The sequence below is a fragment of the Nannocystis bainbridge genome, assembly GCF_028368995.1.
Lineage (GTDB): Bacteria > Myxococcota_A > Polyangia > Nannocystales > Nannocystaceae > Nannocystis > Nannocystis bainbridge.
This window is the reverse complement of sequence record NZ_JAQNDL010000003.1, coordinates 1,864,909-1,891,407: the sequence shown is the minus strand read 5'-3', so window position 1 is coordinate 1,891,407 and position 26,499 is coordinate 1,864,909. Positions and strand designations below refer to the sequence as shown.

12 protein-coding genes are annotated in these 26,499 nt (G+C 67.8%); 11 read left to right on the top strand and 1 reads right to left on the bottom strand.

Features of this window, described 5'->3' with window-relative positions; translation table 11 throughout:
• Window positions 1-1,665, bottom strand: coding sequence for a serine/threonine-protein kinase (locus POL25_RS32655; protein ID WP_272090210.1), 1,665 nt, complete (start codon window positions 1,663-1,665; stop codon window positions 1-3).
• A 337-nt stretch (window positions 1,666-2,002) separates the two neighbouring features.
• Between POL25_RS32655 and POL25_RS32650 the strand changes: the two genes are divergently transcribed.
• From POL25_RS32650 to brxD, 11 genes are all read left to right on the top strand, one after another.
• Window positions 2,003-4,183: a type VI secretion system Vgr family protein gene (locus POL25_RS32650; RefSeq protein ID WP_272090209.1), complete on the top strand. Its 2,181-nt coding sequence runs from the start codon at window positions 2,003-2,005 to the stop codon at window positions 4,181-4,183.
• A 129-nt stretch (window positions 4,184-4,312) separates the two neighbouring features.
• Window positions 4,313-4,915 (top strand): hypothetical protein, encoded by a 603-nt coding sequence (locus POL25_RS32645; RefSeq protein ID WP_272090208.1) that lies wholly within the window; start codon window positions 4,313-4,315, stop codon window positions 4,913-4,915.
• 18 nt (window positions 4,916-4,933) lie between these two features.
• The gene (locus POL25_RS32640; RefSeq protein WP_272090207.1) at window positions 4,934-5,557 is read left to right on the top strand and encodes a peptidoglycan-binding domain-containing protein; all 624 of its coding nucleotides are present in this window, start codon (window positions 4,934-4,936) and stop codon (window positions 5,555-5,557) included.
• 240 nt (window positions 5,558-5,797) lie between these two features.
• Window positions 5,798-7,153, top strand: a complete 1,356-nt coding sequence (locus POL25_RS32635) for a formylglycine-generating enzyme family protein (RefSeq protein ID WP_272090205.1) — start codon at window positions 5,798-5,800, stop codon at window positions 7,151-7,153.
• A 19-nt stretch (window positions 7,154-7,172) separates the two neighbouring features.
• The gene (locus POL25_RS32630; RefSeq protein WP_272090204.1) at window positions 7,173-10,406 is read left to right on the top strand and encodes a peptidoglycan DD-metalloendopeptidase family protein; all 3,234 of its coding nucleotides are present in this window, start codon (window positions 7,173-7,175) and stop codon (window positions 10,404-10,406) included.
• A 195-nt stretch (window positions 10,407-10,601) separates the two neighbouring features.
• Window positions 10,602-11,348, top strand: coding sequence for a hypothetical protein (locus tag POL25_RS32625; RefSeq protein ID WP_272090203.1), 747 nt, complete (start codon window positions 10,602-10,604; stop codon window positions 11,346-11,348).
• A 3-nt stretch (window positions 11,349-11,351) separates the two neighbouring features.
• Complete coding sequence (locus POL25_RS32620) at window positions 11,352-15,437, top strand: protein kinase domain-containing protein (RefSeq protein WP_272090201.1); 4,086 nt, start codon at window positions 11,352-11,354, stop codon at window positions 15,435-15,437.
• Window positions 15,434-19,027 (top strand): BREX-2 system adenine-specific DNA-methyltransferase PglX, encoded by a 3,594-nt coding sequence (gene pglX / locus POL25_RS32615; protein ID WP_272090200.1) that lies wholly within the window; start codon window positions 15,434-15,436, stop codon window positions 19,025-19,027. The genes POL25_RS32620 and pglX overlap by 4 nt, the downstream gene beginning before the upstream one ends.
• The gene (locus POL25_RS32610) at window positions 19,024-22,563 is read left to right on the top strand and encodes a DUF6079 family protein (protein WP_272090199.1); all 3,540 of its coding nucleotides are present in this window, start codon (window positions 19,024-19,026) and stop codon (window positions 22,561-22,563) included. The genes pglX and POL25_RS32610 overlap by 4 nt, the downstream gene beginning before the upstream one ends.
• On the top strand, window positions 22,560-25,133 hold the full coding sequence (gene pglZ, locus POL25_RS32605) for a BREX-2 system phosphatase PglZ (RefSeq protein ID WP_272090198.1): 2,574 nt from the start codon (window positions 22,560-22,562) through the stop codon (window positions 25,131-25,133). The genes POL25_RS32610 and pglZ overlap by 4 nt, the downstream gene beginning before the upstream one ends.
• Window positions 25,133-26,497 carry a BREX system ATP-binding protein BrxD gene (gene brxD / locus POL25_RS32600; protein ID WP_272090197.1) on the top strand — a complete coding sequence of 455 codons (1,365 nt, stop codon included), beginning with the start codon at window positions 25,133-25,135 and terminating at the stop codon, window positions 26,495-26,497. Before pglZ ends, brxD begins: the two co-directional genes overlap by 1 nt.
• Window positions 26,498-26,499 lie beyond the last annotated feature (2 nt).

Here is a 26,499-nt window from a genome sequence, read left to right as displayed (position 1 = left end):
TCACTTTTGCCCCACCGGCAGGAGGTCGTCCGTCGGATCGCCCTTCGACGGATTCTTGCTCTTCGGCGCGTCCTTGGCCGTGAACGTGTACGTCAGCTCTCCGCCGTCATCGGTCGCCAGGAACACCGCACCGGCGAGCTGATCGAGCACGCACTGACGATACGACGCCGGCGACGCCTGCACCTCGTGGACCGACCCTTCCGGACTCACTTTTAACGTGAAGCGCAGTCGGTCCGTGCCCGGCATCGCGCACACCCGCAGATCAGCGAGGCGCCGATCGAGCTGCGCTCGCACCTTGCTGGCCGAGAAAGGCCGCGCCGGCACCTGCGCCGGCTCTTGGGGCGGCGAAGCAGCCGGAGCCGCGACCTCCGCCACCGGCGCTGGCGGAGCTTCACGCGCCAGACCTTCGCCCGGGGCCTCGACGCGCTCCACCTCACCACGCGCCGCCTCATCCGCCGCGTTCACCACAGGCTTGCGCATTCTGTCCCCGGCGATTGTCGCCTCGCGCACGAGCAACTGGTGCGTCGGCGTCGGCCGCACGGCGGACAGCAGCACCCGACCAGATCCGCCATGTCCCGGCTTCTCCGTCGGCGCCAGGGACCACGCCCCTCCGAACAGCGCCGCAGCCGTCACCATCACGATCGCCGTCTCACGACGCCACCCAGGCGCTGGCGCAGACACCGGCACCGGCGCCTCCCGCAGCACCGAGCCGCTCGGCGGCACCGCGCGCGGCTCATCGAGCGCCAGCCGCAGGGCAGCCATCACCTCGTCGACCGAGCGGAAGCGCCGCGACGGATCGCGCTCGAACGCCTGCATCACCGCCGCCTCGACCGGCGGCGGCAGCGCCCCGCGCACGTGCTCGTGGAGCGGCCGCGGCGACTCGTGCATCTGCGCAAACGTCACATCGCCCGCGCTACCCGGCTGCCAGGGTAGCCGTCCGGTCATCAACTTGTAGATCGTCACGCCGAGGCCATACACATCGGTCCCCGGCGATGGCCGCGCCTCGCCTGCGAGCAGCTCAGGAGCCACGTAACCCGGCGTCCCGAGTACCAGCCCGAGGCCGGTCTGCTCGCCGCTCGCGTCGAGGTCCTTGGCGATCCCGAAGTCGATCAACTTCACGAAATCGTCGGCTGCGTCACCGCCTTCGACGAGGAAGCAGTTCGACGGCTTGACGTCGCGGTGGATAATGTTGCGGGCATGAGCCGCCGCCAAAGCCTCGCACAGCTGGAGTCCGATCGCCGCGGCCCGGCGCCACGGAAGTGGGCCCTGGCGCATGAGCACTTGCTCGAGATCGCTCCCGCGCAGGAACTCCAACACGAAGTAGATTTCGTTATCCGGCGTAGTCCCGACCACGAAGGCACGAGGCACGTGGCGACTCTCGATCTCAGCCATGGTCCGCGCTTCGCGCTGACAGCGTCGCCCCATGCCGGGGTCGGCCGTGAATCGACGGTCGAGGAATTTTACCGCGTACTCCACGCCCGACTCGCGGTCGACAGCACGATACACAGCCGCCATTCCACCCTTGCCCAGGCGCTCCATGATTCGGTAGCGCTCGGCGATCAGGAGCCCGGCCCGTGTATCCGCCCGCGACGGTTGGTGCACGGTGGAGGTCTCGTGCGCCTCCGTCGGCTCGACCTCGTCGAGCTGCTCCTCGGTGAACTTCACCTGAGGAGGCTAACCGTGAGGCCACGCCCCGTAAAGGAGCCCGGGAGGCGGCCCTCGGGCCCGTGGCCGACCGACTCTCACTTCCGCGAACGATCTTTGGAACGCTCTGAGCGCGAAAGGGCGCAAGGGCCAGGCAGCCATGTTCGATGGCCAACTGCGGGTCCCCGGACAGCGCCAGCGAACTCCCATGCGCCCGATCTTCCTGCCTATATGACCGCTCGTGACAGCCTGCGCGATAGCGAGCCCACACAGACGCTTGTCCCGTCCGCAAGGTGCGTGATATGGCCCCAACACCGTGTCTTCGGCCAGGCCATCGTCGTTATTGGGCAATCGGGCGATGTTCACACTCACGGTCAAGGGCTGCGACGAGGAGCTGCGCGTCGTTCGCTTCAGCGGACATGAAGCTATCTCCTCGCTGTTCGAGTTTGTCGTCGAGATCGCCTCGCCGACGCTGCCGCTCGACGCCCTGGCTGGTCGTTTCGCGGTCTTGTCGATCGAAGGACTGCACGCGACGCGCCACATTCATGCGTTCATCTGTGAGGCCGGGTATATCGGCGAGTCGTCGAGCTATACCCTCTGCGAGTTGAAGCTCGTGCCTGCGATCTGGCGCCTGCTCCAGCGCGTCGGCTGCCGGATCTTTCAGGAGCTCACGACGCCGCAGATCCTTGCGAAGGTGCTCGAGACCGCTGGGATCGCTCGCTCCGACTTTCGCTTCGACCTGCGGGCCAACTACGTCCCTCATGGCTACTGCGCTCAATACCGCGAGAGCGACTTCGATTTCATCAGCCGGCTGATGGAGCAGTCGGGGATCTTCTATTATTTCGAGCACCGCGAAGACAAGCACGTCGTGACGATGACGGACCACGGTGACTTCGCCGCTCCCATCCCGGGCGACGCCACGTTGCGCCTTACCGCCGAGGACGAGCAGGAGCGTATTCTTCAGTTCCGCCTGACGGAGAGCGTTCGCCCCCGGCGGGTGACGGTGCGCGACAAGAGCCTGCACCAACCCGGACAGCCGATGGAGGCGACCGCGGGAGCCGGTGCGGACAGTGAGATCTACGAGTACCCGGGCGCCTTCACCGAGCTCGGCAAGGACGCTCCGCACAAGGGCGACCAGCAGGCGCGTCTCCGCCTCGAGGCGCTGCAGGCGACCCGCAGGCGCGGGAGCGGCACCAGCGACAGCCCACGATTGACGCCAGGGCTCGCGTTCACGCTGGCGGACGCCACTCGAACGCACCTCGAGGGCGACTACCGAATCATCGGCGTCGTCCACCGCGGTGAGCAGCCCCAGGCGCTCGACGAGGGCGCGGCCGGCCATTTTCATTACGGCAACCAGTTCGAGTGCGCCGACAAGCGGATCCCGTATCGGGCGCCACGGGTCACGCCGAGCCCCGTCGTCCACGGGGCGCAGACGGCGACCGTGGTCGGTCCGGGCGGCGAGGAGGTGTTCGTCGACGAGCACGGCCGCGTGAAGGTCCAGTTCCACTGGGACCGCCGCGGTGCACACGACGAGGGCAGTTCGTGCTGGGTCCGCGTCAGTCAGGCCTGGGCCGGCAGCGGCTTCGGGGCGATGTTCATCCCACGGATCGGGCACGAGGTGGTCGTCGAGTTCCTCGAGGGCGACCCCAACCGTCCGCTCATTACCGGTCGCGTCTACACCGGGTTCAACACCCCGCCGTACTCCCTGCCGGATGAGAAGACCAAGAGCGGGATCAAGTCCGAGTCCACGCCTGGCGGCGGCGGGTCGAACGAGCTCCGCTTCGAGGACGCCAAGGGGAGAGAGGAAATCTACCTCCACGGCCAGAAGGACTGGAACATCGTCGTCGAGCACGACAAGTCGCAGCAGATCGGCCACGACGTCGCGCTCCAGGTCGGCCACGACCGCAGCGAGGTGATCGGCGGCGATCACGAGGAGTCGATCGCCAAGGACAAGCGGGTCCGCGTCGGCAACGATCACACGGAGGCGATTGGCCGGACCATGAACCTGTCGGTCGGCGCCAACCTGATCGAGAGCGTCGGCGGCGACGCGTCTCATGCCGTCGCGGGCAGCTCGACCGAGACGATCGGCGCGACCAAGCACGAGTCGGTCGCGCTCGCCAGCGTGCTCGAGGTCGGAGGGGCGTACCAGATCTCGGTCATCGGCGCGATGAACGAGTCGGTCGGCCTGGCCAAGCTGGAGGAAGTCGGCCTCATCAAGTTCGTGGCTGTCGGAAAGGACAGCTCCGAGCAGGTCGGCGGCGGCAAGAGCGTCAGCGCGGTCGAGAACATCACCGAGAGCGCGGGCGAGAACATCGCGCTCAGCGCCGGCAAGCACGTCAACGTCACCGCGGGCCAGAACATCAACCTCGCCTCGGGCAAGAACGCGGCGGTCGTCGCCGCCGACAAGCTCGTACTGCAGTGCGGCGACGCGACGATCACGATGAAGAAGAACGGCGAGGTCACGATCCAGGCCAAGAAGCTGAGCGTCAAGGCGAGCGGCGAGGTCGCGATCAAGGGGTCGAAGATCAAGCTCAACTGAGAGGCCGGGGCGGTGAGCGCGAACCCAGACAAGCCGCGTTTTCTTCCGCCCCGATGCTCGTCCCGAGCTCGCGTGCGGCGGCGCGCTCCGCCGCTTGGCACACCCGTCAGAACCCGCTAGCTTCACGATATGCCGCTTCACCGACCGTTCCGCAGCCAAGGCGAGAGCTTCATGCTCGTGGCTGCGAGTGCGGTCCCTGCGGACGCGCCGCGCCTTACGGCCCGTGGTCCGCGAGCGTCGGCTCTGCTCGCGCCGCTTTTCGCTGACGCGCTCGACGCGAGGACGCTGCGCCTCCTCGCCGCTGAGTTCGCGTCCGTGGCGTCGCCGCGAGGAGACCGCGAGGTGGTCGCGCGGCTCGTCGCGGCCATCGACTCCGGTCGGCTCGTCCTGGTCCGTGTCGACCCGCCGCGGCAGTGGGGTTGTTCGTCGGTGCGGCGCGCAGAGCGACCGGAAAACGATGACGACGATCGCTTGCTGGAGCCGTCCGTCGACGCGACCCACTGGATCGAGATCCGCCTCGTCGATGACGACGATGCGGTGATCCCCGGTCAGCGCTATCTCATCATCGACCCCGGCGGGCAACAGCATCGCGGCTACACCGATTCGCTCGGATCGGCGCGAATCACTCGTCTTCCGGCCGGTATCTGCCGTGTGTCCTTTCCGGACCTCGACGGCAGCGTCTGCGAGCTGGTGGCGAGGCCGGGCCCGCGTGACGCCGCTGTCGCTGGATGACCACCCGAGCATTCACTCATGCCGACCCACAAGATCAAGCCAGGCGAGTGCATCAGCTCCCTCGCCGAGCGCACCTGGCTTCCTCTCGACAGGATCTGGAACGACCCGGGCAACGACCCCCTGCGAGAGGCCAGGCGCGATCCCAACGTCCTCGCGCCCGGCGACGAGGTCTCGCTGCCCGAGCCAGGTCCGCGCACCTTCGAGGTCGGAGTCGACGGCGCGCACTGCTTCCGCGTGAAGCGTCCCAGGGCGATGTTTCGCCTGCGACTCCAGCGCAACGGCAACCCCCTGGCGAGCGAGCCCTATGCGCTTACGATGGGCGGCCTGACGCTCGAGGGCACGGCGGACGACGAGGGACGCCTCGAGGTCGCGCTCCCGGCTGACGTGACGTGGGCGACGCTGGTGCTCCCGGAGCGTGGCGAGAAGTACGAGTTCAAGGTGGGGCACCTCGAACCCGCGGACCACTGGCGAGGCGCCGCCCAGCGCCTGCGAAGCCTCGGCCTGTACGGCGCTGAGCCCTCGACGCCGGACGATGGCTTCCAGCGGGCCCTGCGCCGGTTTCAGGCGTTGCGCGGCCTCGAGGTGACGGGGGCGCTGGACGGGCCGACGATCGCCGCCCTGCAGGAGGCCCACGGGTGCTGAAGCGAGGTCAGGAAGAGAACGTCCAGCGCGGCCCGACCTCGAGCGTGTTGAACGTTTCCCGCTCGCGGTCCGAGCGGGCTGCCGCGAAGGTCCCGATGAGCCGGGGTTCCGTGGGCTCGGGCTCGTGCGAATCTTCGCTGGGCTCTGCGTCTTGCGGCTCCGGCATCGCGGCCACTATTTCCGGTTCTGGCGATCGACACAAGCGATCCATCCCGCGCACGACGCACCAGGAGGTCAGGCATGCATGATTTCAACGCTCGAACGCCCATTCTCCTCGCCCTCCTGACCCTGGGAGGTTGCGTGCAACGCTCGGACGCGGGGTCGACCGGTGAGGCGAAGTCCGGCACCGCCGGGCCGACGGGCTCCGCCGAGACCCGCCTGGCGCTCGACGTTCCGCCCGGGCTCGCCGTCAGCGTCGACGGCAAGCCGCGGGGGAAGACGTCGCAGGAGCCGCTCGTCGTCGCGCCGGGCAAGCACACGCTCGAGATCGACGGCCCGTGCGGGAAGGCGAGCGCCACGGTGGAGGCCGCGGCCGGCGCGCTCACCACCGTGAGCGCGCCGCAGTTCGCGGGACTGAAGGTCGCGCAGCTGACCGTAATCGCCAGGACGCCCGAGCGGAAGCCCGCGAACCCGGCCGTATTCCTCGGGGACTGGGAGGTGCCGGGCGCGGCCGCCCAGCCGACCGCGATCCCGGCGTGCAAGCTGCGCCTGCGGGTCGTCGCTCCCGAGGGCCTTGGGGGCTTCGTGGAGGACATCGAGTTCGAGGCCGGCAAGTCGTTCGTCCGCGAGCTGAGCCTGGCGCCCGGGCCCGACATGGTGCGGATCGCCGGCGGCCACTTCCGCATCGGGCCGCCGGGGCCCGATCACTACAACCCGAACTTTCAAACAGAGGTCGGAAACCTCGAGCACATCGAGGGGTGGCCGGAGATCAAGACCTACGAGGTGGACGTCGAGACCTTTGACATCGACCGCACCGAGGTCACGGCGGAGCAGTACCACGCGTGCTACAAGGCCGGGTTCTGCGGTAACGAACCCGTGCTCTCAGGGGGCACTCGGTTGCCGAGCAGCGCGAATCGCCATTTGTGCAACGTCGAGTTCTCTCAAGGCCTGCACACGCCGAAGCCGGGTCGTGAGAATTACCCGGCGAATTGCGTCGCGGGCTGGGAGGCGAAGAAATACTGCGAATGGGTGGGGAAGCGTCTCCCGACTGACGTCGAGTGGGAGTTTGCAGCCAGGAGCCGAAAACCCGAGTTCGCCTGCTCCTGGGGCGGCGGGCTCGATCGAGAGCTGGTTTGTGATCGCTCCAAATCCTTCTCGGGGAAGGACACGAAGAGCGTCTGTAGCTTCCCGGATGACAATACAGAGCAGGGGCTATGCGACATGATGACCAACGTCGGCGAGCTCGCAATTCACGCGGACGTGCCCGGACGGTCCGACGAGAGCGATTGCCCAGACAACGTAGTGATTCGCGGGTCGGGGTGGGACGACGCCTGGTTTCCGCCGTTTTTGCCTCGGGGCTGCGAGAAGAGAAGGCAGCGCGAGGGGCGCGGGTTCCGCTGCGCGCGCGAAGTGAGCGCCGCCCCGGCGCGGGGCTGAGGTGACGGGGGAGACCACTATGCCGCCGAAAAGGGTCATCTATCGCAACCCGGTGCCGGGGACCGTGATGAAGCGGCCCTTGCCGTGCATCGACCTCGACCCGGCGACGCTCGACCCGAACAAGCTCGTCGGCAGCACCTGCCGCAACAAGTACCGCGCGATCCAGACGAAGGGGGTCAAGTTCACGTGCCCCAACAAGGGGGGCAACGGGTGCGAGGGGGGAGCGTTCCTCTATCCGCGCAAGCTCAGCGACAAGTACTTTCATTTCCACCAGGGCATCGACCTCGGGTGGCTCGCGCCGGGGGTCAAGAGCTTCCCGGGGAAGGAAGGCGCGGCGGGCATGCCGATCGTGTCCGTCACGAACGGGAAAGTCGTGCATACCCAGGAGTGGAACGACAAGTCCAGCGGCTACGGGACCTCCGTGGCGATCTACGACCGAGATGGCGAGCGCCTGTTCTGGTACGCGCATTGCGAGAAAGGGTCCATCACGGTCAAGCTGGGCGACGAGGTCGTAGAGGGGCAAATCATCGCCAGGGTCGGCAACACCGGAAAGGCAGGCGCGCCCCACCTTCACTTCGAGGTCATTGATTCACCGAGAGACCCCAAGACGGGGAGCCCGAAGCACCACCGAGTCGTCGGCGGGGAGTCCTGGGAGCGCGAGCTCGGGAACACGAAGGAGAGCCCGCGGCGCGATCCCCTCGAAGTTCTCGAGCAACTCGGCCCCTGGGGGCCCCGGCAAGTCTTCGAGCCCCTGGGCGAGAAGCTCGACGCAGAGGTCACCGAGCGTCGTCACTACCAGGTCGAGGTCGAGTCCTACGGCGGCTACTACCCGTTGGGGGCGAACAACTTCTGGCACGGCGGCGTGCATCTGCCGGCTGCCGAGGGCAGCCTGATCCACGCCCCCTGCGACGGCACGATCGTCGCCGTCCGGCTCGCGCCGACCGAGACGTCCGGCACCTGGACCTTCGGGCACACGAGCTTCATCCTGATCCGCCACGAGGTCCCGCAGTCGGTCTACGAGCGCATGCAGCAGGGCCCCGACGCGCCGAAGCCGGGCCCGCAGCCGGCGAAGACCTATAGCGGCAAGATCGCGGTCGGGTGCAAGGTCACCGATCCCGCGGCGGTCAACAGGGCCAAGGCGCGGCTGCACGAGCTCGGACACTACACCCCTGAGGATCCCGCCCGGCTGAGCGACGGCGAGGTCGAGCCCGCGCTCGGCGACGCGATCAAGGCGTTTCAGCGGACGATCCCCAACCCCTACAAGAAATACCCGGAGAAGTGGCCGGACGGTGTCATCGACATCCCGGGCCACACGTGGAGCCACCTCTTCCCTCCCGAGGGGGCGAGCGACGCGCCGGCGGAGCCGCAGAAGCCCGCCACCGATCCCAACCGCACGATTTATGTCCTCCTCATGCACCTCCAGCCGCTCACGCTCAAGGAGGCGCTCGCGGCCGACATCAAGTGGATCGAGAAGGTCAAGCTGGCGACCGACGCGCCCACGGAGGCTCCAGTCGAGGAGGAGGCGCCGAAGGAGGACCTGCGCGACCGCGAGGAGGCCGAATCGCACCGGATCAAGCACGACGTGGCGCTCGGGTCGACCAATACGGCCGACATCGAATGGGTCGAGCGGCGCCTGATCACCCTCGGCTTCCTGAAGACGCGCAGCGAGCCGACGGGCGTCGCGGATCTCGACCTCGACGCGGCGATCAAGGCGTTTCAGGCCGAGCACCCGTGGCCGACCAAGCCCGCGAACTGCGACGGGATCGTGTCGAGGGGCGGGAAGACCGACGAGTTCCTGCGCAAGACCGCGTTCGAGCTCGCCGCCCAGGATCAGGCCGCGCCGGCAAGCGCCAAGAAGGCCGACGCGATCGACCCGGCGTTCGCGGCCGCGGTGGCGAAACTCGACCGGTTCGGGCTCGCGGAGGTCGTGTCGGGCCTCGACATCCGGGTCACGGGAGGCGAGCCGCTGTGGAAGTCCGGCCGCGCCGCCAGCTTCAACGAGGCCGGCGAGGACGGATTCCGCCAAGAGATCCACTGGGAGGTCTTCTCCGAGGAGCTCCTGCTCTCTGGCTGGGACGTAATCGACGATGAGGACGACGACCTCCACGCCGACCTCCCGGCGACGCTGATGGAGCGAGTCGACCTCGTGCCCGACAAGATCGTGACCGCGCCCGAGATCTTCATGTTCTATCAGAGCGAGGACTGCCGCCCGCTCCGGCGCACCGCGTGCCGATTCCGCAGCGAGTGGAACCTCGACCTCGACCAGACGCTCGCCCGGCTCGACGAGCTACAATTCAACACCATGGGCCTGACAGAGGCGCTCGAGCCCTATCAATGGTGGGACCGGGCCCGCGACGTGCTGCCCGACGTAAACCACGTCTGGCACTACAACCCGATCGAGTTCTTCCGCGTCTATCAGGAGATCCTCGACAGCATGAAGCCGCCGCCGGCGCCGGAGCCGGGATCCGAACCGCCGGCCAAACCGCTGGACCCGGCGACGTACGGCAAGCTCATCGTCCACGTCGTCGGCGCCAACGGGATGCCACCGAAGCAGACCGTGACCGTCGTCGTGTCGAACGAGGAGGGCGTCGGCGACTGGCAGGAGACCGACAAGGGCGGCGTGGCCCGCTTCGACAAGCTCCCGGTCGGCGATTATGAGGTCTACCTGCAGGAGGTCGAGGGAGTCGGACAACCGACCCACGTCGGGGGCTACTGGGACCGAGAGGTTTTGCTCGAGACCCAGCTCGAGGGCCAACCAGAGACGCGCGGCCAGCTCACCGTGTGGGTGCGCAAGGCGATCGGCGGCGCGGCCGTGGGCGCCGCAGTCACGATCCAGGGGCCGAACCTGGACCGCGAATTCGGGGAGCTCCGGGTCGGCAAGAAGTCGACGGCGGTGTTCGACGATCTGCAGGCCGGCGAATATCACCTGCACATCGTCTACCCGAAGGAGCCGGCCGACGCGGAGGATCGCGTCGAGATCAACGAGTTCATCAAGTACGACGGCAAGAAGCAAGCGAAGGCGAGGGTCACGGTCCCGCGCCCGTGGAGCGACGTCGTCGTCTATTACGACGACGGGGGCGTGCGCACCGCTGGCGCCGTGTTCAACAAGAAGGGCAAGCTCCAGCATACATTCACCACCGATGTCTCCGGGAAGACGGCCTTCCGGATCGACCGCGGCGAGTACAAGCTCGTGCTCGGGAGCCACAAGCTCGACCTCGACGCCCGGCAGCCAATGACGGAGGTGACGATCTGACGGCGACGAGCACGGGTGGGCGGGCCCCGGCGCAGCTCTTGCTCGCCGTGCTCGTCGCAGCCTTCTCATGTCGTCGGTCTCGAAAAACAACGTTCGCATCCCTAGACGCTGGCGCCCGCCTGAGTGAGACTGTGGCCCCATGCCCCCGGAGACCTTCCCGGACACCCGCGCGACAGCGCCGACAGGTACCTGCTGATGGCGTCGTTCGACCTCGCCGGCCTCCCTTCCGAACAGCGCGCCACCGGCATCTGGTCGGCCGCGCTCCTGCACGCGCTCGCACGCGACGAGGCCGCCGGGCGGCGTGCTGCGCGTGTCACCGAACCTGGCCTCGCCACCTGGAACCGCTTCCGCGGCCGGCTGACCGCCACCGACCTCGTCGCGTTGGTCTTCGAGGACGCCGCGGTCCTGCACCGCGTCCCGTTCGACCCCGCCGCGGTCGGCGGCTCTTTCAGGCTCCCGCAGCTCCCCGCGGCGGTCGCCGCTGGATGGCTCGGGGCCCTCCAGACCGCCGACCTCAAGACCCCGAGCGCCGACTACATCACCGAGCAGGCCAAACTCCTCGGCCTGCCGACGCGCTTGGCACGCTCCGAGCTACACGTCGTCAAGTCGCACCACAAGGTCCTCGAGCTCCCGGGCACCGGCGGCCAGCTCGCGCACCACATCGTCTCGACACAAGGCGACGTCACGCTCCAGGGCAACTTCGTCGTCGCCTGCGGCTCCTGGCAGGAGTTCACGCTCGCCGGCATCGTCGCGCTCGACCTCGGCGCCCCGCACACCGACTTCGTCATCAGGGGCGAGCCGGGCGACTTCCAGCCGGACACGCCGCTGCGCCAGCGCAACTTCGATTTTGTCGTCGGCCTGCACCCGGACAAGGGCGGTCTCTACCAGTACGAGAACCAGCTCGCTTCCTGGTTCTCCACCGCCAAGGTCCTTTTGGTGTAATCGATGCCCGCGAAGTTCATCCCGATCGGCGAATCGGCGCACGACCCGGAGCGGCAGGCCCTGCGCTTCCTCGTCGACGGCCTGCCCGCCGAGTACACCGTCTATGGCAACGCCTGGCTGGTCGAGCGCGGCGGCGTCATCTACGAGCTCGACGCCGTCGTGGTTGCCCCGCACGCCGTCTTCGTCGTCGAGATCAAGTCTTACCGCGGCCGGATCGAGGGCACCGACCACGACTGGTACATCCCGCACCCGATCCCGAGCCCGCTGCGCCTCAACCGGATCACCGCCCAGGCGCTCAAGAGCCAGCTCAAGCGCGAGAGCCACCAGGCCGGGCAGCTCTGGGTCGAGGGCCTCGTCTTCCTGTCGGCGACGACCGACTGCGGCGTGCGTGGCCCGGCGAGCCAGAGCCGGATCCACACAAAGAAGACGATCCTCGCCGCGCTACAGGACCCCGCGCTGATCGAGCGCTTGAGCGGGGGCAGAACGCAGACCCCGACCGCGCCGGCCGAGGCCGACATCCTCCGGCTGTTCACCGGCGTCCAGCAGAGTGGCCCGAGGCCAGTTCGGCGCGTCCGTGAGTACGAGATCGTCGACACGCTCGATCACCACGACACGTATACCGAGCTCCTGGGCCGCAACACCCTCTCCGCCGCCGAGCGTGTGCTGCGGATCTACAGCATTCCTCCGCTCGCTACCGAACCTCAGCGCGAGCGTGTCATCGAGCGCGCCCGCTGGGAGGCCCAGGTCCTCGGCCGGCTCGGCCGCAGCGACGGGATCCTGACCGCCGATCCGCCCTTCACCGACGAGGCCGGCATCGTACTTCCCCTCGAGAACTTCCCGGGGATCACGCTGACGACCTGGCTCGAGCGCTACGGTCCTGAGGCGCGCGGCAAGCACAAAAAGGCCGACCTGCCTGCGCGCACAAACTTGTGGATCCGACTCGCCGAGACCCTCGAGGAGGCCCACTGCCAGGGCGTCGTCCACCGGCTGCTCCGCCCCGATGTGATTTTCGTCGAGGACCTTTCCGACCCGAGACAGATCCGCATCACCGGCTTCGACCTCGCCAAGCAGCTTACGGTTGACACCTCGATCGCCGTCACGAGCATCAGCGACGATCGCCTGATCTTCGCCGCCCCCGAGGTTATCAACGCCTTCAGCAGCGCCGAGCCGGCGTCGGACCAGTTCAGCCTCGGCGCCCTGTTGGCGCTCCTGCTGACGGGCAAGCCGCTGTTCGAAAGCACCCGGCACCTCATGGCCGCCCGCCGCCTGATGCGGCGCGTGCGCGACATGGCCCGGCAGATTCCGCTCAGCCTTGACGAAGCCGTCGGGCGCATGCTCGAGATGCGCCCGACCGATCGCTATCCCTCGCTCGCGCAGGCAATCGTCGCCGTGCGCTTTGGCCGCGAGCCCGAGAAACGCGTCCTCCCGGGCATGCCACCCGAGCGCCGCGCCGCACTCGACCCCGAGAACCTCGAACAAGGCACGCGGGTCGGCACGGACTACGAGATCGACCGGCGTCTCGGCCAGGGCGGCATGTCGGTCGTCTACGCCGCGCGCCACCTCGTTAGCGGCCGCACTCGCGCCCTCAAGATCTCCCGCCCGGAGGACGCCGCCGAGGAGGCGTTGCGTGGGGAGTATCAGGTGCTCTCCCGCCTCGACCACGCCAACATCGTCAAGGTCATCGACCTGACGAAGATGGTCGAGGGTCGGCTGACCCTGATCATGGAGCGGGTCGGCAACGAGAACCTGCGCCAGTGGCTCGCCGCGCACCCCTCGCTCGAGCCGAACACCCAGCGACGCCTCGCCGAGGACTTGCTCGCCGGCCTCGACTATCTCGAGCAACAGGGCGTCACGCACAAGGACCTCAAGCCCGACAACCTGCTCGTCAACGACGGCCGCCTGACGATCATCGACTTCAGCCTCGCGGCCGTCCCCGAGGAAGCGCCCTACGGCGGCACCGCGCTCTACCGCGACCCGAGCAGCGCCCGCTGGACGCATTCGACCGACCGCTTCGCCGCCGCGCTGTGCCTGTTCGAGCTCTATGCCGGCCGCCACGCCTTCGAGGGCAAGGTCCCCGAGCCGGGGCAGGCGCCGGCCATGCGCGCCGAGGACATCGACCCGCCCGGCCTCGCCAAATTCTTCGAGAAGGCCCTCGATCCCGTCCCGGAGAAGCGTTACCCGTCCGCTCGTACGATGCGCGACGCCCTGCTCGTCGCCCTCGGCGACGATCTCTCGGTCCCCGAGGCCGTCGTCGCACCACCGGCGGACATCGACGCGACCACGCCCCTCCGGCTGACCGGCCTCCCGCGCCGCGCGATCAACATCCTCGCGCGTAACCAGGTCCACACGACCGGCGAGCTCCTCGCGCTCTCGCCGGCCCACGTGCGCAAGATCCACACGATCGGCACCAAGACCGCCAACGACATCCTCGCCTTCCAGGAAACCCTGCGGGCTCGCGGCATCGTCGCCACCGCCGCGCCGATCCGCGTCGACCCGCCGCTCGTCCCCGACCTCATCGACTCGCCGGAGCCGGTCCACAAGCTCCCGCTGCCGCCGGCCCTGCGGAGCGCCCTCGAACAGGCCCAGCTCCCGACTGTCGGCGCCGTCGCCTTGCTGACCCGCTCCGAGCTGCTCCAGGTCCCAGGGATCGGCCCGACGCGGCTCGCCAAGGTCGTCGAGGCGCTCCACCAATTCCGGGATCACAGTGCCGGCAGCGAGGACGGCGCGCACACCCTCGATCGCCTGTGGGAGCTCGCCGCGCGCACGCTAAGCGACATTCAGCGCATCATCGTCGAGCGCGCAATCGGCATCACCGGCGCGCCCGAGGCCCAGAGCGACATTGCCGGCGACCTCGCCCGCAGCCAGCCGAACGTCAGCGTCGAGCTGGCGAAGGGCCTCGAGCGCCTCGACCTCTCCATCCTCGCCGACCTGAGCACCGCGCTCGACACCGTCCTGGACGGCTTCGGCGGGATCGCCCGGCTCGACGAGCTCGGCGCGCGCTTCGAGGAGGAGTGGCCCGCCGGCGTCGTCTCGGGCGCTGGCATCGTGCGCCTGCTCGCCCGCGTCTCCGCCGGCCGGATCCACTGCTTCGAGATCGACGGCGCCGACCAGCCGCTCGTCGCCCGACCGCTGTTCGACCGCGAAACCCTGCGCGCCTTCGCCGGCGAGGTCCTGCGGATCGCCGGACAGTGGCCGCCGATCGAGCCCGACGCCGCCCGCCGGACCCTCACCGGCCTGCTCCCGCACTACGACGGCGACCCGAGCGAACTCGGCGTCCGCCTCTGCGACGACGCGCAGCTCGCCGAGACCGGCCACCTGTTCATCGGCCCGCTCGAGCCGCGGCAGAGCATCGGCTTCGTGCTCGACCAGGCCCGCGAGCCGATCGCCTTCGACGACCTCGAGCGGCAGGTCCGGCGGACCTTCGGCAAGGACACCCCGTACCCCGACCCCGACCACCTGCTCGGCCTCCTCCACGGCCTCGAGTGCCAGGTGCAGGGCGAGATGATCCTGCCCGGAAAGACAGCTTCGGTCGTCGCCACGCCCGCGCTCGCGCCCGACGCGCTGCCGCCGCTCCTCCGCGCCGAGCGCGGCCCCGAGGAGGTCGTGCGCGACATGCTCCGCGACGCATCGAAGTCACGCGGCTTCCGCATGCTCGTCACCCCGCCTGAGCGTCACGCCGAGATCGGCCGCTCCGTCGCCGCGGCGATCGGCGGCGCCTGGATCTCGTTCGATGACGCCTTCTTCGCCGACCACGGCGCCTCGTTGTCGATGCTTGAGCGCGCCGAGCGCTTCGCCGCCCAGCGCGGCGCGCTGACCGACGCCGCCGAGGAGACCCTGTTCCGCCTGCTCGACGAGCACGGCGAACCCGGGCGGATCCTCGTCCTCGGCGACACGGCGCTGCTCGGCCTGTGCGAGGCGCTTGATCTCCCGCGCCGCCTGTACGATGAGACCCTCTCCGGCAGCCGTGGCTTCTGGGTGCTCATCGTCCCCGGCGTGATCCACAACCGCCAGCCGCGCTTCAACGAAGGCCCCGCCATGTGGCACCTCGAGGGTGCCACGCTCCCGCTCCTCCATCCGCTCTCACCATGAAGCAAGCCGACCGCGCCCGCCTGACCGCCGCCCTCCGCGAACACGTCGCCGCTATCGCCGCCGACCTCCGGGCCAGGATGCGCGAGCCCGGGCCCACCCGCGAGCGCGCCCGCCAGCTCCACACCGACGAACGCGTCGGCGAGGACTTCGACGTCTGGACCGACCTCCTGTCGCGCCGCGCCGCCGTCCTGTGGGTGCTCAAGTCGGTCTACGTCCGCGTGCTCGAGGACCGCGGCCTGCTCGCGCCCGGCCGCCTCCTCGACCCCGAAGCCCAGCAACTCTTCGAGCGCCTCGCCCCCAACCTCGGCGAGACCGCCTTCCTGGGCTGGATCTACCACGACCTCGCCAGCCCGAATGGCGGCCTGCCGGAGCTGTTCAGCGTCCAGCCCGCCGAGCTCGCGCTGCCCTCGGACGAGCGCTCGCGCGCGCTGATCGCCTTCTGGCGTCATCGCGACGCCGACACCGCCGCCCAGTGGAGCTTCGCCGAGGAGCGCTTCGAGGGCGAGCTGATGGGCGACCTGTACCAGGAGCTCGACCCTGTCGTAAAGGACAGGTTCGCCCTGTGCCAGACCCCCGATTTCGTCCGCTCCTTCATCCTCGACCGGACGCTGACCCCGGCGATCGAGACCTTCGGCGCCGACCAGGTCCGGCTGCTCGACCCCGCTTGCGGCTCCGGACACTTTTTGATCGACGGCCTCAAGCGCATCTTCGAGGCCACCGCGGTGCAGCACAAGGACTGGTCGCGCGAGCAACTCGCCCTCCATGCCCTCGGCCGCGTGGTCGGCATGGACCTCAACGACTACGCCTGCGCTCTCGCACGCGCTCGCCTCGTGATGACCGCCGCCGAACTCGCGGGCGTGACGGCGCTCGCTGACGCCGCGAAGTTCCATCCCCACGTATACTGGGCCGACGGGCTCGAGCAAGTCGAACGCGATGAGAGCAAGCCGAGCGAGCAATTCGGCCTCTTCGAGAGCGCAAAGTCCGCAGAGAAGCCGCGCCCGACGTTTACGCGCGCCGATGTGCGCGCTGCCCTCCGCCCGGTGCTGACGGCGAAATTCCATGCCGTAGTGGCGAACCCGCCCTACATCACCGAGCGAGACCCGGCGAGCAAGGCGTATCACCGCGAGAAAATTGGAAAGGCACAGCGCTACGTTTCAGCCTACCGGGAGTATTCGCTGGGTTCGCCGTTCACTGAGCGCTCCTTTCAACTCGCCGAAAAAGAGGGATTCGTCGGGATCATAACCAGTAATAATTTCATGAAACGGGAGTTCGGTGAGCCGCTCATTGAGAAGATCCTGAGCAACCTCGACCTGACGCTTGTCGTCGATACTTCGCAGGCATTTATCCCCGGCCACGGCACCCCGACCGTGTTGCTCTTCGCTAGAAATAGTCGCGCTTTCGGTGAAGACGTACGCGTTGTCATGAGCAAGCGCGGCGAGAGCGGGATTCCTGCGGAGCCAGCGAAGGCGTTGGTGTGGTCCTCCATTGAGGAGGGATGGTGTCGAGTCGGATTCGAAAATGACTTTGTGAGCGTGTCTGCTGTGCCGCGTGCAACACTCTCGAAGCATCCTTGGAGCCTTGGCGGAGGAGGCGCGGCTGAGCTAAAAGTTCGAATTGAAAGCCGTTCGCTCGGGCGCCTTGCTGATCAGGTTGAGTCCATCGGTTACATGTGCATTACTAAGCAGGATGAAGTGTTTGTCCAAGAGTTTTCGACCTTTGAGCGGCACGGGTGTGATTCGAGTTGGCTTAAGCTATTCGGAAACGGAGATATGCTGCGGGATTGGACCATCATTGGCGGTCCTGCGGTTATTTTTCCGTATAACGATGACCTTGAGCTTCGGCCATTGCCTGAAAATACTGGCGTGGAACGATTCCTTTGGCGCTTTCGCAGGCTACTCGAAGAGAGGGCGGTCTTCGGAGGCGACACTTTCCGAACTGCAGGGCGCCCGTGGTGGGATCACGGCCAAATAACGAAGGAGCGCTTCCGGACCCCCCTGGCTATCGCATTTGCTTTCATTGCGACTCATAATCACTTTATCCTCGATCGTGGCGGCAAGGCATTTAATCGAAGCGCGCCGGTGATAAAGCTCCCTCGCGCTGCGACGGAGGCCGAGTATTATTCGGCGCTTGGCGTGCTGAATTCGTCTGCGGGTTGCTTCTGGATGAAGCAGGTCTTCCACAACAAGGGGGGCGGAACGTCCGCAGGAAAATGGCAGTCTGATGCCGCGAAGATTGCCTACGACTTTACGGTAACCGGTCTTCAGGAGTTCCCTTTCCCGGATGTGGGGCCTTGTCGAGAAGTATTGCTAGAATGTGCTCGGCGGTTGGACAAACTCGCAGCCGAGCGCGCTGGCGTGCTGATTGCTGCACTTCCTGACATTCGAACTCTTGAACCCTTTCCGAGCCATGAAATTCGGGCCCTCCTTGAGGAGGCAGAATCGCGCGAGAGTCAGATTTTGCGTCAGCAGATTGTCCTGCAGGAGGAGATCGACTGGTCCGTGTACCATCTATATGGTCTCGTCGAGAACCTTCCGAGGATTTCTCCGGATCACATTGAACGGACTTCGGGGGCGCCCCTCGGGGCTCGTCCGTTCGAAGTCCTTCAAGCTCGGTCAGGAAGGGCGTATGGGGTCGACGGGCAGTTGCTCATGAAAGATTTACCTTCGGATCTAGACGAGCGTATCGCCAAAGTCTGGACAGAGAGGATGCTTGCCGTCGAGCGCTCGCCAGCGCTCGCGTTGATTGAACATGAGAGCTATAAGCGGCGATGGCTGTTGACTCCGAAACATCTGGCCGGAAGGGTCGAGACCTTCGCTGATCGCCTCGGTGACCGACTCCGCCTCTTGCTGAGCGATCTGGTCGAATTTGCAGCTCGCAAGCGGAACGTTCCTTTCGATCTCGGGCGTATCGCCGCGGACCTGCAAGAGGAGCCCCGCTTCTCGATGCTTGCTGAACTCATGACGGCACGTTGCGATTATAGTCACGATCGACTTGTTTTGGAGTTGCTTACAGATGATGCAGTGCCTAACCATCCGTTCCATCGATACAGCAAGTCAGGTCTCGTAAAGCATCAAGCCTGGGAGCAGACCTGGGAGGATCAACGCCGTGAAGACGCGGGCGAAAGGGTGACACCCGCGGTCCCCCCGACCTACGCCCAGCCAGATTTCAACACGCGTCGGATCTTTGAGCTTCGCGGCAAGCTCGACGTGCCACGCGAACGATACATCGCGTTCACCGAAGTCCATGGCTCCACTGATGCCGGAACTCTCTACGGCTGGGCCGGCTGGACCCCGCTGCAGCGCCTCAAGGCCATCCTCGCTATCGACGAGGATCGTGAGGATGCCGGTGTATCCCTCGCCGACCGCATCGCCCTGCTCGACAGCGCCTGGCGTCTGCTCCCCGAGGTCGCCCGCGAAGACGGCCAGGCAGCCGCCCGCTTGAAAGCCGAACTGCAGGCCCTCGTCGGTCCGACTGGCCCGAGCCGCGAGATGCTCGAGGACTGGCGCAAGCGTTTCCCGCCCCCCAAGCCTCCCAAGAAGACCGTCGCACGCGCCCGCAAGGCCAAGCAGGACGAAGAGGACGACGCATGACCACGATCCGTGACGCCTATGATCTCCCGAGTCCGGAGGACATCCGGGCGATGGGCTTCGTCATCAAGCTGCGCGAGGCCGCGCCCGACTCCGACGAGGTCAAGAAGCTCGTCGACGACTACGTGATCACCCCCGCGGTCGAGAAGGAGCTCCCGCGGATCCTCACTGACATGAAGCAGGTCTTCGACCGCGGCGAGGAGTATGGGCGCTTCATCCACGGCAGCTTCGGCAGCGGCAAGTCGCACTTCATGACGATGCTCTCGCTGCTGATCGAGGGCGCTGCGCCGGCCTGGGACAAGTTCCGCCCGCTGCTCGCCGGCCAGCGGGCGCACGAGGAGTGGTTGCCGCGGGCCAATCTGCTCGTCGTCCGGATCCACATGCTGTCGGTCCGCGGCCGGACCACCAGCCTCGACCGCGCGGTCTACGAGGGCTTCAACCAGGCCCTCAAGCGCCGCGGCATGGCGCCGTTCAACTTCCTCAACGTCGACACGATCTTCGAGGAGGTCCGCCGCGAGGCCCAGGAGTACGGCGACATCGTCTGGAAGCGCCTCGAGACCGCCTCGATCATCGGCGGGCGCGAGGACTTCGAGGCGCTCGCCGCTGGCTCGCCCGCGGGGCGCGAGCGCTTCGCCCTGGCCTGGATCAAGCACAAGGGCCGCGATCCCGCGTCCGCCGGCATCGACCCGCGCTGGAGCGACGGCCTGCGGCGCATGACCGAGCATGCCCGCGCGCAGGGCTTCGGCGGCGTCGTCCTGATGCTCGACGAGTTCCTGCTGTGGCTCGCCGAGAAGTCGGGCCAGGAGTTCGTCCAGGAGATCAACAACCTCAACGTGATCGTCGACCACAACACCGGCCAGCGACCCGCGCCGATGTTCGTGTTCGTCGCCCGCCAGCGCAAGCTGAGCGAGTTCTTCCCCGACCTCGTCGACGAGAGCAAGATCCACGAGCACCTCGACCACCACGCTAAGCGCTTCGAGGTCACCGAGCTCCGCGACGTCGAGCTGCGCCACATCGTCAAGGGCCGCGTCCTCCGTCCCCGCGACCCGGCCGCGATCGCCAGGGCCGTCGGCAGCCTCGTCGAGCGCCACCAGAAGGCGCTGCCGCTGCTGCTGGCCGGCGGCGACATCGAATACCTCAAGGACGTCTACCCGTTCCACCCGGCGCTGATCGAGATGCTGGTCGACGTGTCCTCGCTGATGCAGCGCGAGCGCTCGGCGCTGCGCCTGCTGTACGAGCTGCTCGTCCTGCACTACCCGGACCTGAAGCTCGGCGAGTTCCTCCCGGTCGGCTCCGCCTTCGCCGCCATCTTCCCCGAGTCCGGCGTCGAGGCCAGCAAGAAGGCCGAGCTGATGCAGGACATCCATCATCAGTACTACCTTCGACTCGCCCCTGCGATCCAGGCGCTGGCCCGCGAAAACCCCGAACTCAACGAGGAGCGCCAGCGCGCGCTCGACCAGTTCGTCAAGACGGTCCTCCTCGCCGAGGTCTCGCCGCGACTCAAGCAGGGCGGCCTGACCATCGAGCGCCTCGTCCAGTTCAACTCCGCCGACGTCGTCGGCGACACCCCCCGCGGGCTGGTCCTGATCGCCGAGACCGACCTGCTCGCGCTGTCGAAGAGCCTGCCCGACCTCCAGATCGCCGGCCAGGGCAAGTCCGCGCTCGTGCGTTACGTGCTCGGCCGAGTCAGCCTCACCGACGTCCTCACCCGCGCCCGCTCGAAGGTCGACAGCCCGCAGCAGCGCTTCAAGATTCTGTGGGCCGCCCTCAAGAAGGCCCTCGGCGTCGACAAGCTCAAGGGCTTCGAGGAGGGCTCCACCGAGGGCGACTGGGATCTCCAGTGGCGCAAGACCCCCCGCCGCGGCCGGCTCAAGCTCGGCAACGTGCGCGAAATGTCCTACGAGGACTTCGACCCGCCGCCGGGCACGTTCAAGATCCTCGTCGACTACCCGTGGGACGACCCCGGACATAGCGTCGACGAGGACCGCATGCGCGCCACGAACGTGCGCAAGAAGCAGGGTCTTCTGCACACGGTCTGCTGGCTGCCCCGGCACATGAGCACCAGCGAGCTCGCCGTCCTCACCGAGCTCGCCGCCGTCCGCTTCCTGCTCTCCGAGGTCGGCCAGGCCGAATTGCTCGAGACCTACGGTCCCCAGGATCGCAAGAAGATCATCGAGCAGGCGGAGATCCGGGCGAACAACCTCGCCGGCCAGATCGACGCCCTGCTCGTCGAGGTCTACATCCGCCACGGTGAGTTCTTCGCCCTGATCTCCGACATCGACGGCAGCCGCCCGTACGAGACGCTGCACGAGAACCTGAAGCGCATCGCCACCCTGCTCATGGATCGCAGGTATACGCAGCACCCGGTCTTCGACATGGAGCCCAAGAAGGCCGAACTGGACGGCTTGCTCGAATGGATGATCGCCGCCGGCGAGACCAACGTCTCCGTCCCCTACGACGAGAGCAAGGGCAAGATCCTCGAGAAGATCGGCAAGCCGCTCGAGCTCGTCAACCTCGGCCAGACCAAGGCGTCGCTGCGCCTCGACTCGCGCTACATCAAGGATGTCCTCCAGCGCGCCGACCACGACTCGGTCTCCTGGGCCCCGGTCGCCGAGTACCTCAGGGACACCTATGGCTTCCAGCCGCCCGTCATCGACCTCTTTCTCAGCTTCCTGTGCCAGCGCGACCACCGGGCGCTTGAGGAGCTGACCGGCGATCCGATCGACGTCAAGATCGGGATGCCGCCGACCACGCGCGTGCGGCTGCAGCGCGGCAAGCTCGTCGGCGCCGCCGAGTGGCATCGACTGCGCGACCTCGGCGACCACCTCTTCGCAGTCAAGCGCCCGCCCGCTCACCGCTCGCTGCAGGCGCAGGATCGCTTCGCCCTCGCGCTCAAGCAGCAGGGGCAGGCCCGGCGCACGGTCCTGCAGGCCCTCCATCAGCGCCTGATCAACCTCGGTATCGAGTCCGGCGCCCGCCTCGAGGACCTCGCGGCTGCCAACACACGGCTCGCCCCGCTCGCCCAGGCGACCACCGACAGCCACAAGGTCCTGAGCGAGCTGCTCGCTCAGTGGCCCGATGACCCGTCGGACCGACTCCGCGCCGTCGTTCAGCAGTGCGAAGCTCTGCGCGACGCGCTCGTCGAGATCAACGAACACGCACGCGACGCTCTGAAGGCGGGCGCCAATCACCCGGCGCTCGGCGTCGAAGTCAGCGATCACCTCGCCGCCCTCGACGCCCGGATCGCCGCCGCCGAAGCCGAGCAGCCAATCACGAAGACGTGGATCCTCGGCTGGAACCAGCGCGCGCAGGAGCTCGTCCACCGCCTGATCGCCCAGCCGCCGATCACACCGAAACCGCCGCCGCCGCCTCCGCCGCAACCCGAGCCGACGAAAGCCAAGATCCTCCTCAAGCAGCGCCTCAACCCCGGCGACCCCGACGCCGTCTCATCGTTCCTCGCCCAGGTGCGGCGGGCGCTGGCAAACCAGAGCGAGGCGAGCATTCAGATCGTCCTCGCACGTGAGGAGGATGCCGAGTGAGCGCGGCTCACCTGCTCCTGCGTGGCCTGCTCGAAAAGTCAGGCGGCGCCAACGAGAAGGGCTTCTTGCTCGTCATCGACAGTGAGGGCCTCGAGAACCTGCCCGAGCAAATGACGACGCCCAAGGGCGTCTATCGCGTCCACCGCATCGCCACCGAGCTCGGCCTGCGACACCTGCTCTGGAGGGCCAAGGGAGCGCCGCTGATCGCCGTGATGCCCGAGGCGGTCGCGCTCCAGATCCAGAAGGCGCCGGACATCCTGCGACGCGCCCAGGATCAACGAGTCCACGCGCTCACGATCAACGACGTGCTCGAGGCGCACCTCGGCGTCCGCGTCGTCGGCGCCGACGCGCCGTACATGCAGAAGCTCGCGCTCGAGCATGTCCACAAGCTCGGCGTGATGATGAGCCACCGGACCCTGCCGACCGTGATCGACCGGCGGCTGTTGACCGAGATGCTGGTCGACGTCAGCGTCGGCGAGCGCGTCCGCACCCAGACACCGGCGCAACTGCTCGCTGCGTGGGTGCAGGAGCCGCCGCAGTGGTCGCTTGGCGTCAGCCAGCTCGTGCGCGACGCGTTGCTGACCATGCACGGCGACGACGGCCGGCTGCTCTCGTGGGCGCTCGCCCAGCCCGAGCGCCGCCTGCGTCAACTCGTCATCCACGGCGCGATCTTGACCGTCGAGGTGCCGGAGCTCGGCAAGCCGGTCTGGGGCCCGCTGTGGCAGGCGGCGACCGAACCCCCGCTCGAGATGGACCGCCGGATCCTGCGCCGCGTGCTGACCCGCCTCGCCGAGGACACGCTGGCGATCCTCGGCGACCTGGCGACGCCGCTCCTCGACGAGGCCGACCGGATCGGCCGCGAGTGTCTCCTTCCGGCGCAGCTCCAGACCAGCCACGTGCTGCCGCTCGCGTTCGCCAGCCGCTGTCACGCGCTCGCCAAGCAGGCCGCGGACGGCAAGGCGATCAGCCTCGCGGAAATCTCCTGGCTCACGGCCCATCGCTCCGCGAACATCAACCGCGTCAGCCTGGCCGTCCTCGTGGCGATGGGCCGCCTCTCGCGCTACCTCGACCAGCCGTTCACGCCGTCGACCGACATCCTCGCCCAGGTGCAGGACTACCAGCGCAACGGCGCGTTCGCCGATCTGGCGATCCTGCAGCTCCGCCGCGCCCTCGCCAGCAGCGCCGCGCACCACGCCGAGGCAAAGTCAGTCCTCACCGCCGCCTATGCGCGCCGCGAGCGGGAGAACCAGCAGTTCGCGGCGGCCCTGGCGGCTGGCTACGAGGCCGCGCTGCACCACACCGGGCTGACGCCGCTGCATCGCCTGTGGAAGCGCACCGTGGCCCCCGTATGGCAGCAGGATCCCGGGGCGCGCCTCTTCCTCGTCGTGCTCGACGGTTGCAGCTACCCCGTCTTCCTCGAGCTCCTGCACGCGCTCTCGCAGGACAACACCTTCCCGATCGGGATCCGCCCCGACGCGGACGGCCGTGTCGCCGGCATTCCTGCGCTCTCGCCGCTGCCGACCATCACCAGCCACGCGCGCGGCGCGATCTTCCTCGGAGAGCTCCCGCAGGACCCGCTGGCCGCCGAGACCGTCTTCCGCGACGAGCAAGAGGCGAAGACCGACAAGGCCCGCTTCAACCAAAACAAGGCCCTCGAGCGGCGCAACCGCCGTCTGTTCCTCAAGGCCGACCTCGCCGACGGAGGGCAGGCGCTGCTCGCTGCGCTCGCCGACGAGTCGCTCGACGTCGTCGCCGCGGTGTTCAACGCCGTCGACGACCAGATCGGCTCCGTCAACACCGGTTCGACCGTGCGCCTCTCGCCCGAGGACATCAGCGCCTTCAAACCGAGCTTGCAGGTCGCCCTCAAGTCGCGGCGGAAGATCCTCGTCACCGCCGACCACGGCCACAGCCCCTACGTCGAAAACAAGCTGCGGGTCGGCGCCGGGAAAGGGGCGCCGCGCTTCCTCCCGCTCGGCAAGAACGCCGCGCCGGACAGCTTCATCGAGATCGACCTCGGGGGCCTCGGGGGCCCGCCCGAGCGGCGCGCGTTCGCATGGCGCAGCGGCGCCTACCTCGGCTCCCCGCAGGTCGGCTTCCACGGCGGGTGCAGCCTCGAGGAGATGGTCGTCCCCCTCGCCTGGCTCGAGCGCGACGGCCTCCACGCCGACGAGCCCGCGTGGTGGTTCGGTCAGGGCTCGGTCGTCGAGCCCGTCCCGCCGCCGCGCCCCGTCGAGCTGCCGATCGAGACGCCCTCGGACAAGCTGCCGACCGCGCCCAAACCACAGCTCACCCTCTTCAACCCCGCCGAGCGGGCCGACGCGCTGCCCCTCCCGCCCGAGCTCCTGGCCAAGCTCGGCAACGACGAGAAGTCCGTCCTCGTCCTCCTGCGCGAGAACGGCTCGGCCCGCGCGAGCGAGCTCGCCGAGCGCCTGCGCAAGAACCCCGGCCGCCTCAACGGCCTGATGGTCACGCTCAAGCGAGCCCTCCACGCTTCGGGCCACACGCTATTCACCGACGAGAAGCTGCCGAGCGGTGAGACCATGTATCGTTATCAAGGAAAGGACCGCTGATGCCCGCAGTCAACGAGTCGGCGACGATCGTCAACGCCCTGCGCAGCGGCCTCGTGCCCGCCCAGGGCCTCGGACATTTCGCTACCGGCCTCGAGAAGTTGCTCGGCGCGGTCAATGAAGAGCTCGACTTCGTCGCCACCGGTAAGGGCCTCGCCAAGTGGATCCGTGGCGAGTACGGCACCGGCAAGACTTTCGCCGCCCGCTACCTATGCGCGAAGGCGCGCGAGCGCCGATTTGCGACCGCCGAGGTCCAGATCTCGATCAATGACACCCCGCTGCACCACTTGGAGACCGTTTACCGCCGCCTGATCGAGCGGCTCGAGACCGCGGCCGACGGCCCCAACGCCTTCCAGGCCGTCGTCGAGGGCTGGCTGTACCAGATCGGCGAGGAGGTCATGCGCCTGCGCGGCATGACCGAGGACGACCCCAACTTCGCCGACGCGACCGAGCAGCGCCTCGAGGACAAACTCGCCGACCTCTCGCGGCGCAACCCTGCGTTCGCCCAGATCCTCCGCGCCTACCACCGCGCGACCCATGAGGGGGACTTCTCGACCGCGCAGGGTCTGCTCGCCTGGCTCGCGGGCCAGCCGCACACCGACCGTTCGGTCCTCCGTGCCGCCGGTACCAAGGGCAAGGTCGACGGTCAGGCGTCGCTGACCTTCCTCGCCGGCCTGCTGCAGCTTCTGCGCCAGTCCGGCTACGATGGCCTGGTCGTCGTCCTCGACGAGGTCGAGACGATTCAGCGCATGAACGCGCAGACCCGCGAGAAGTCGCTCAACGCCCTCCGGCAGCTCATGGACATGCTCGCCAAGGAGGAACTCCCGGGCCTGTACCTGGTCGTCACCGGCACCCGCGACTTCTTCGAGGGCTACAAGGGCCTCAAGGCTCTCGCTCCGCTATACCAACGCGTCCAGGTCAACTTCGGCGACGACCCGCAATGGGACAACCTCCGAGCGACCCAGGTACGCCTGCTGCCGTTCACGCCGGAGCGCCTGCTGACCGTCGGCCGCTGCGTGCGCGACCTGTACCCCGCGAAGCACGCCGACCGCGTCGCTGCCAAGGTGGACGACCGCTTCCTCGGCGCCCTTGTCACACAGATCACCGCCGGCTTCGGCGGCAAGGTCGCCCTCGCGCCGCGGCTGTTCCTGCGCGAGCTGATCGACGTGATGGATCGCGTCGACCTCCACGAGCAATACGCCCCCGCCGCGCACTACAAGCTAGAGCTCGACGACGGCAAGCTGACGCCGGAGGAGCTGGCCGCGAAGCACGGCCGTTCGTTCGAACCTCCGGAGGCCCCCGAAGCCGAAGCGCCCAAGGAGCAACAGTCCGCCCCGGCGCCGAGAACGCGCCGACTTGAGGGATAGTC

What these genes read in the sequence shown, in the direction of transcription:
- POL25_RS32650 (WP_272090209.1), top strand. Translation starts at nt 2,003, where the DNA reads ATGTTCACACTCACGGTCAAGGGCTGCGACGAGGAGCTGCGCGTCGTT.
- POL25_RS32645 (WP_272090208.1), top strand. Translation starts at nt 4,313, where the DNA reads ATGCCGCTTCACCGACCGTTCCGCAGCCAAGGCGAGAGCTTCATGCTC.
- POL25_RS32640 (WP_272090207.1), top strand. Translation starts at nt 4,934, where the DNA reads ATGCCGACCCACAAGATCAAGCCAGGCGAGTGCATCAGCTCCCTCGCC.
- POL25_RS32635 (WP_272090205.1), top strand. Translation starts at nt 5,798, where the DNA reads ATGCATGATTTCAACGCTCGAACGCCCATTCTCCTCGCCCTCCTGACC.
- POL25_RS32630 (WP_272090204.1), top strand. Translation starts at nt 7,173, where the DNA reads ATGCCGCCGAAAAGGGTCATCTATCGCAACCCGGTGCCGGGGACCGTG.
- POL25_RS32625 (WP_272090203.1), top strand. Translation starts at nt 10,602, where the DNA reads ATGGCGTCGTTCGACCTCGCCGGCCTCCCTTCCGAACAGCGCGCCACC.
- POL25_RS32620 (WP_272090201.1), top strand. Translation starts at nt 11,352, where the DNA reads ATGCCCGCGAAGTTCATCCCGATCGGCGAATCGGCGCACGACCCGGAG.
- pglX (WP_272090200.1), top strand. Translation starts at nt 15,434, where the DNA reads ATGAAGCAAGCCGACCGCGCCCGCCTGACCGCCGCCCTCCGCGAACAC.
- POL25_RS32610 (WP_272090199.1), top strand. Translation starts at nt 19,024, where the DNA reads ATGACCACGATCCGTGACGCCTATGATCTCCCGAGTCCGGAGGACATC.
- brxD (WP_272090197.1), top strand. Translation starts at nt 25,133, where the DNA reads ATGCCCGCAGTCAACGAGTCGGCGACGATCGTCAACGCCCTGCGCAGC.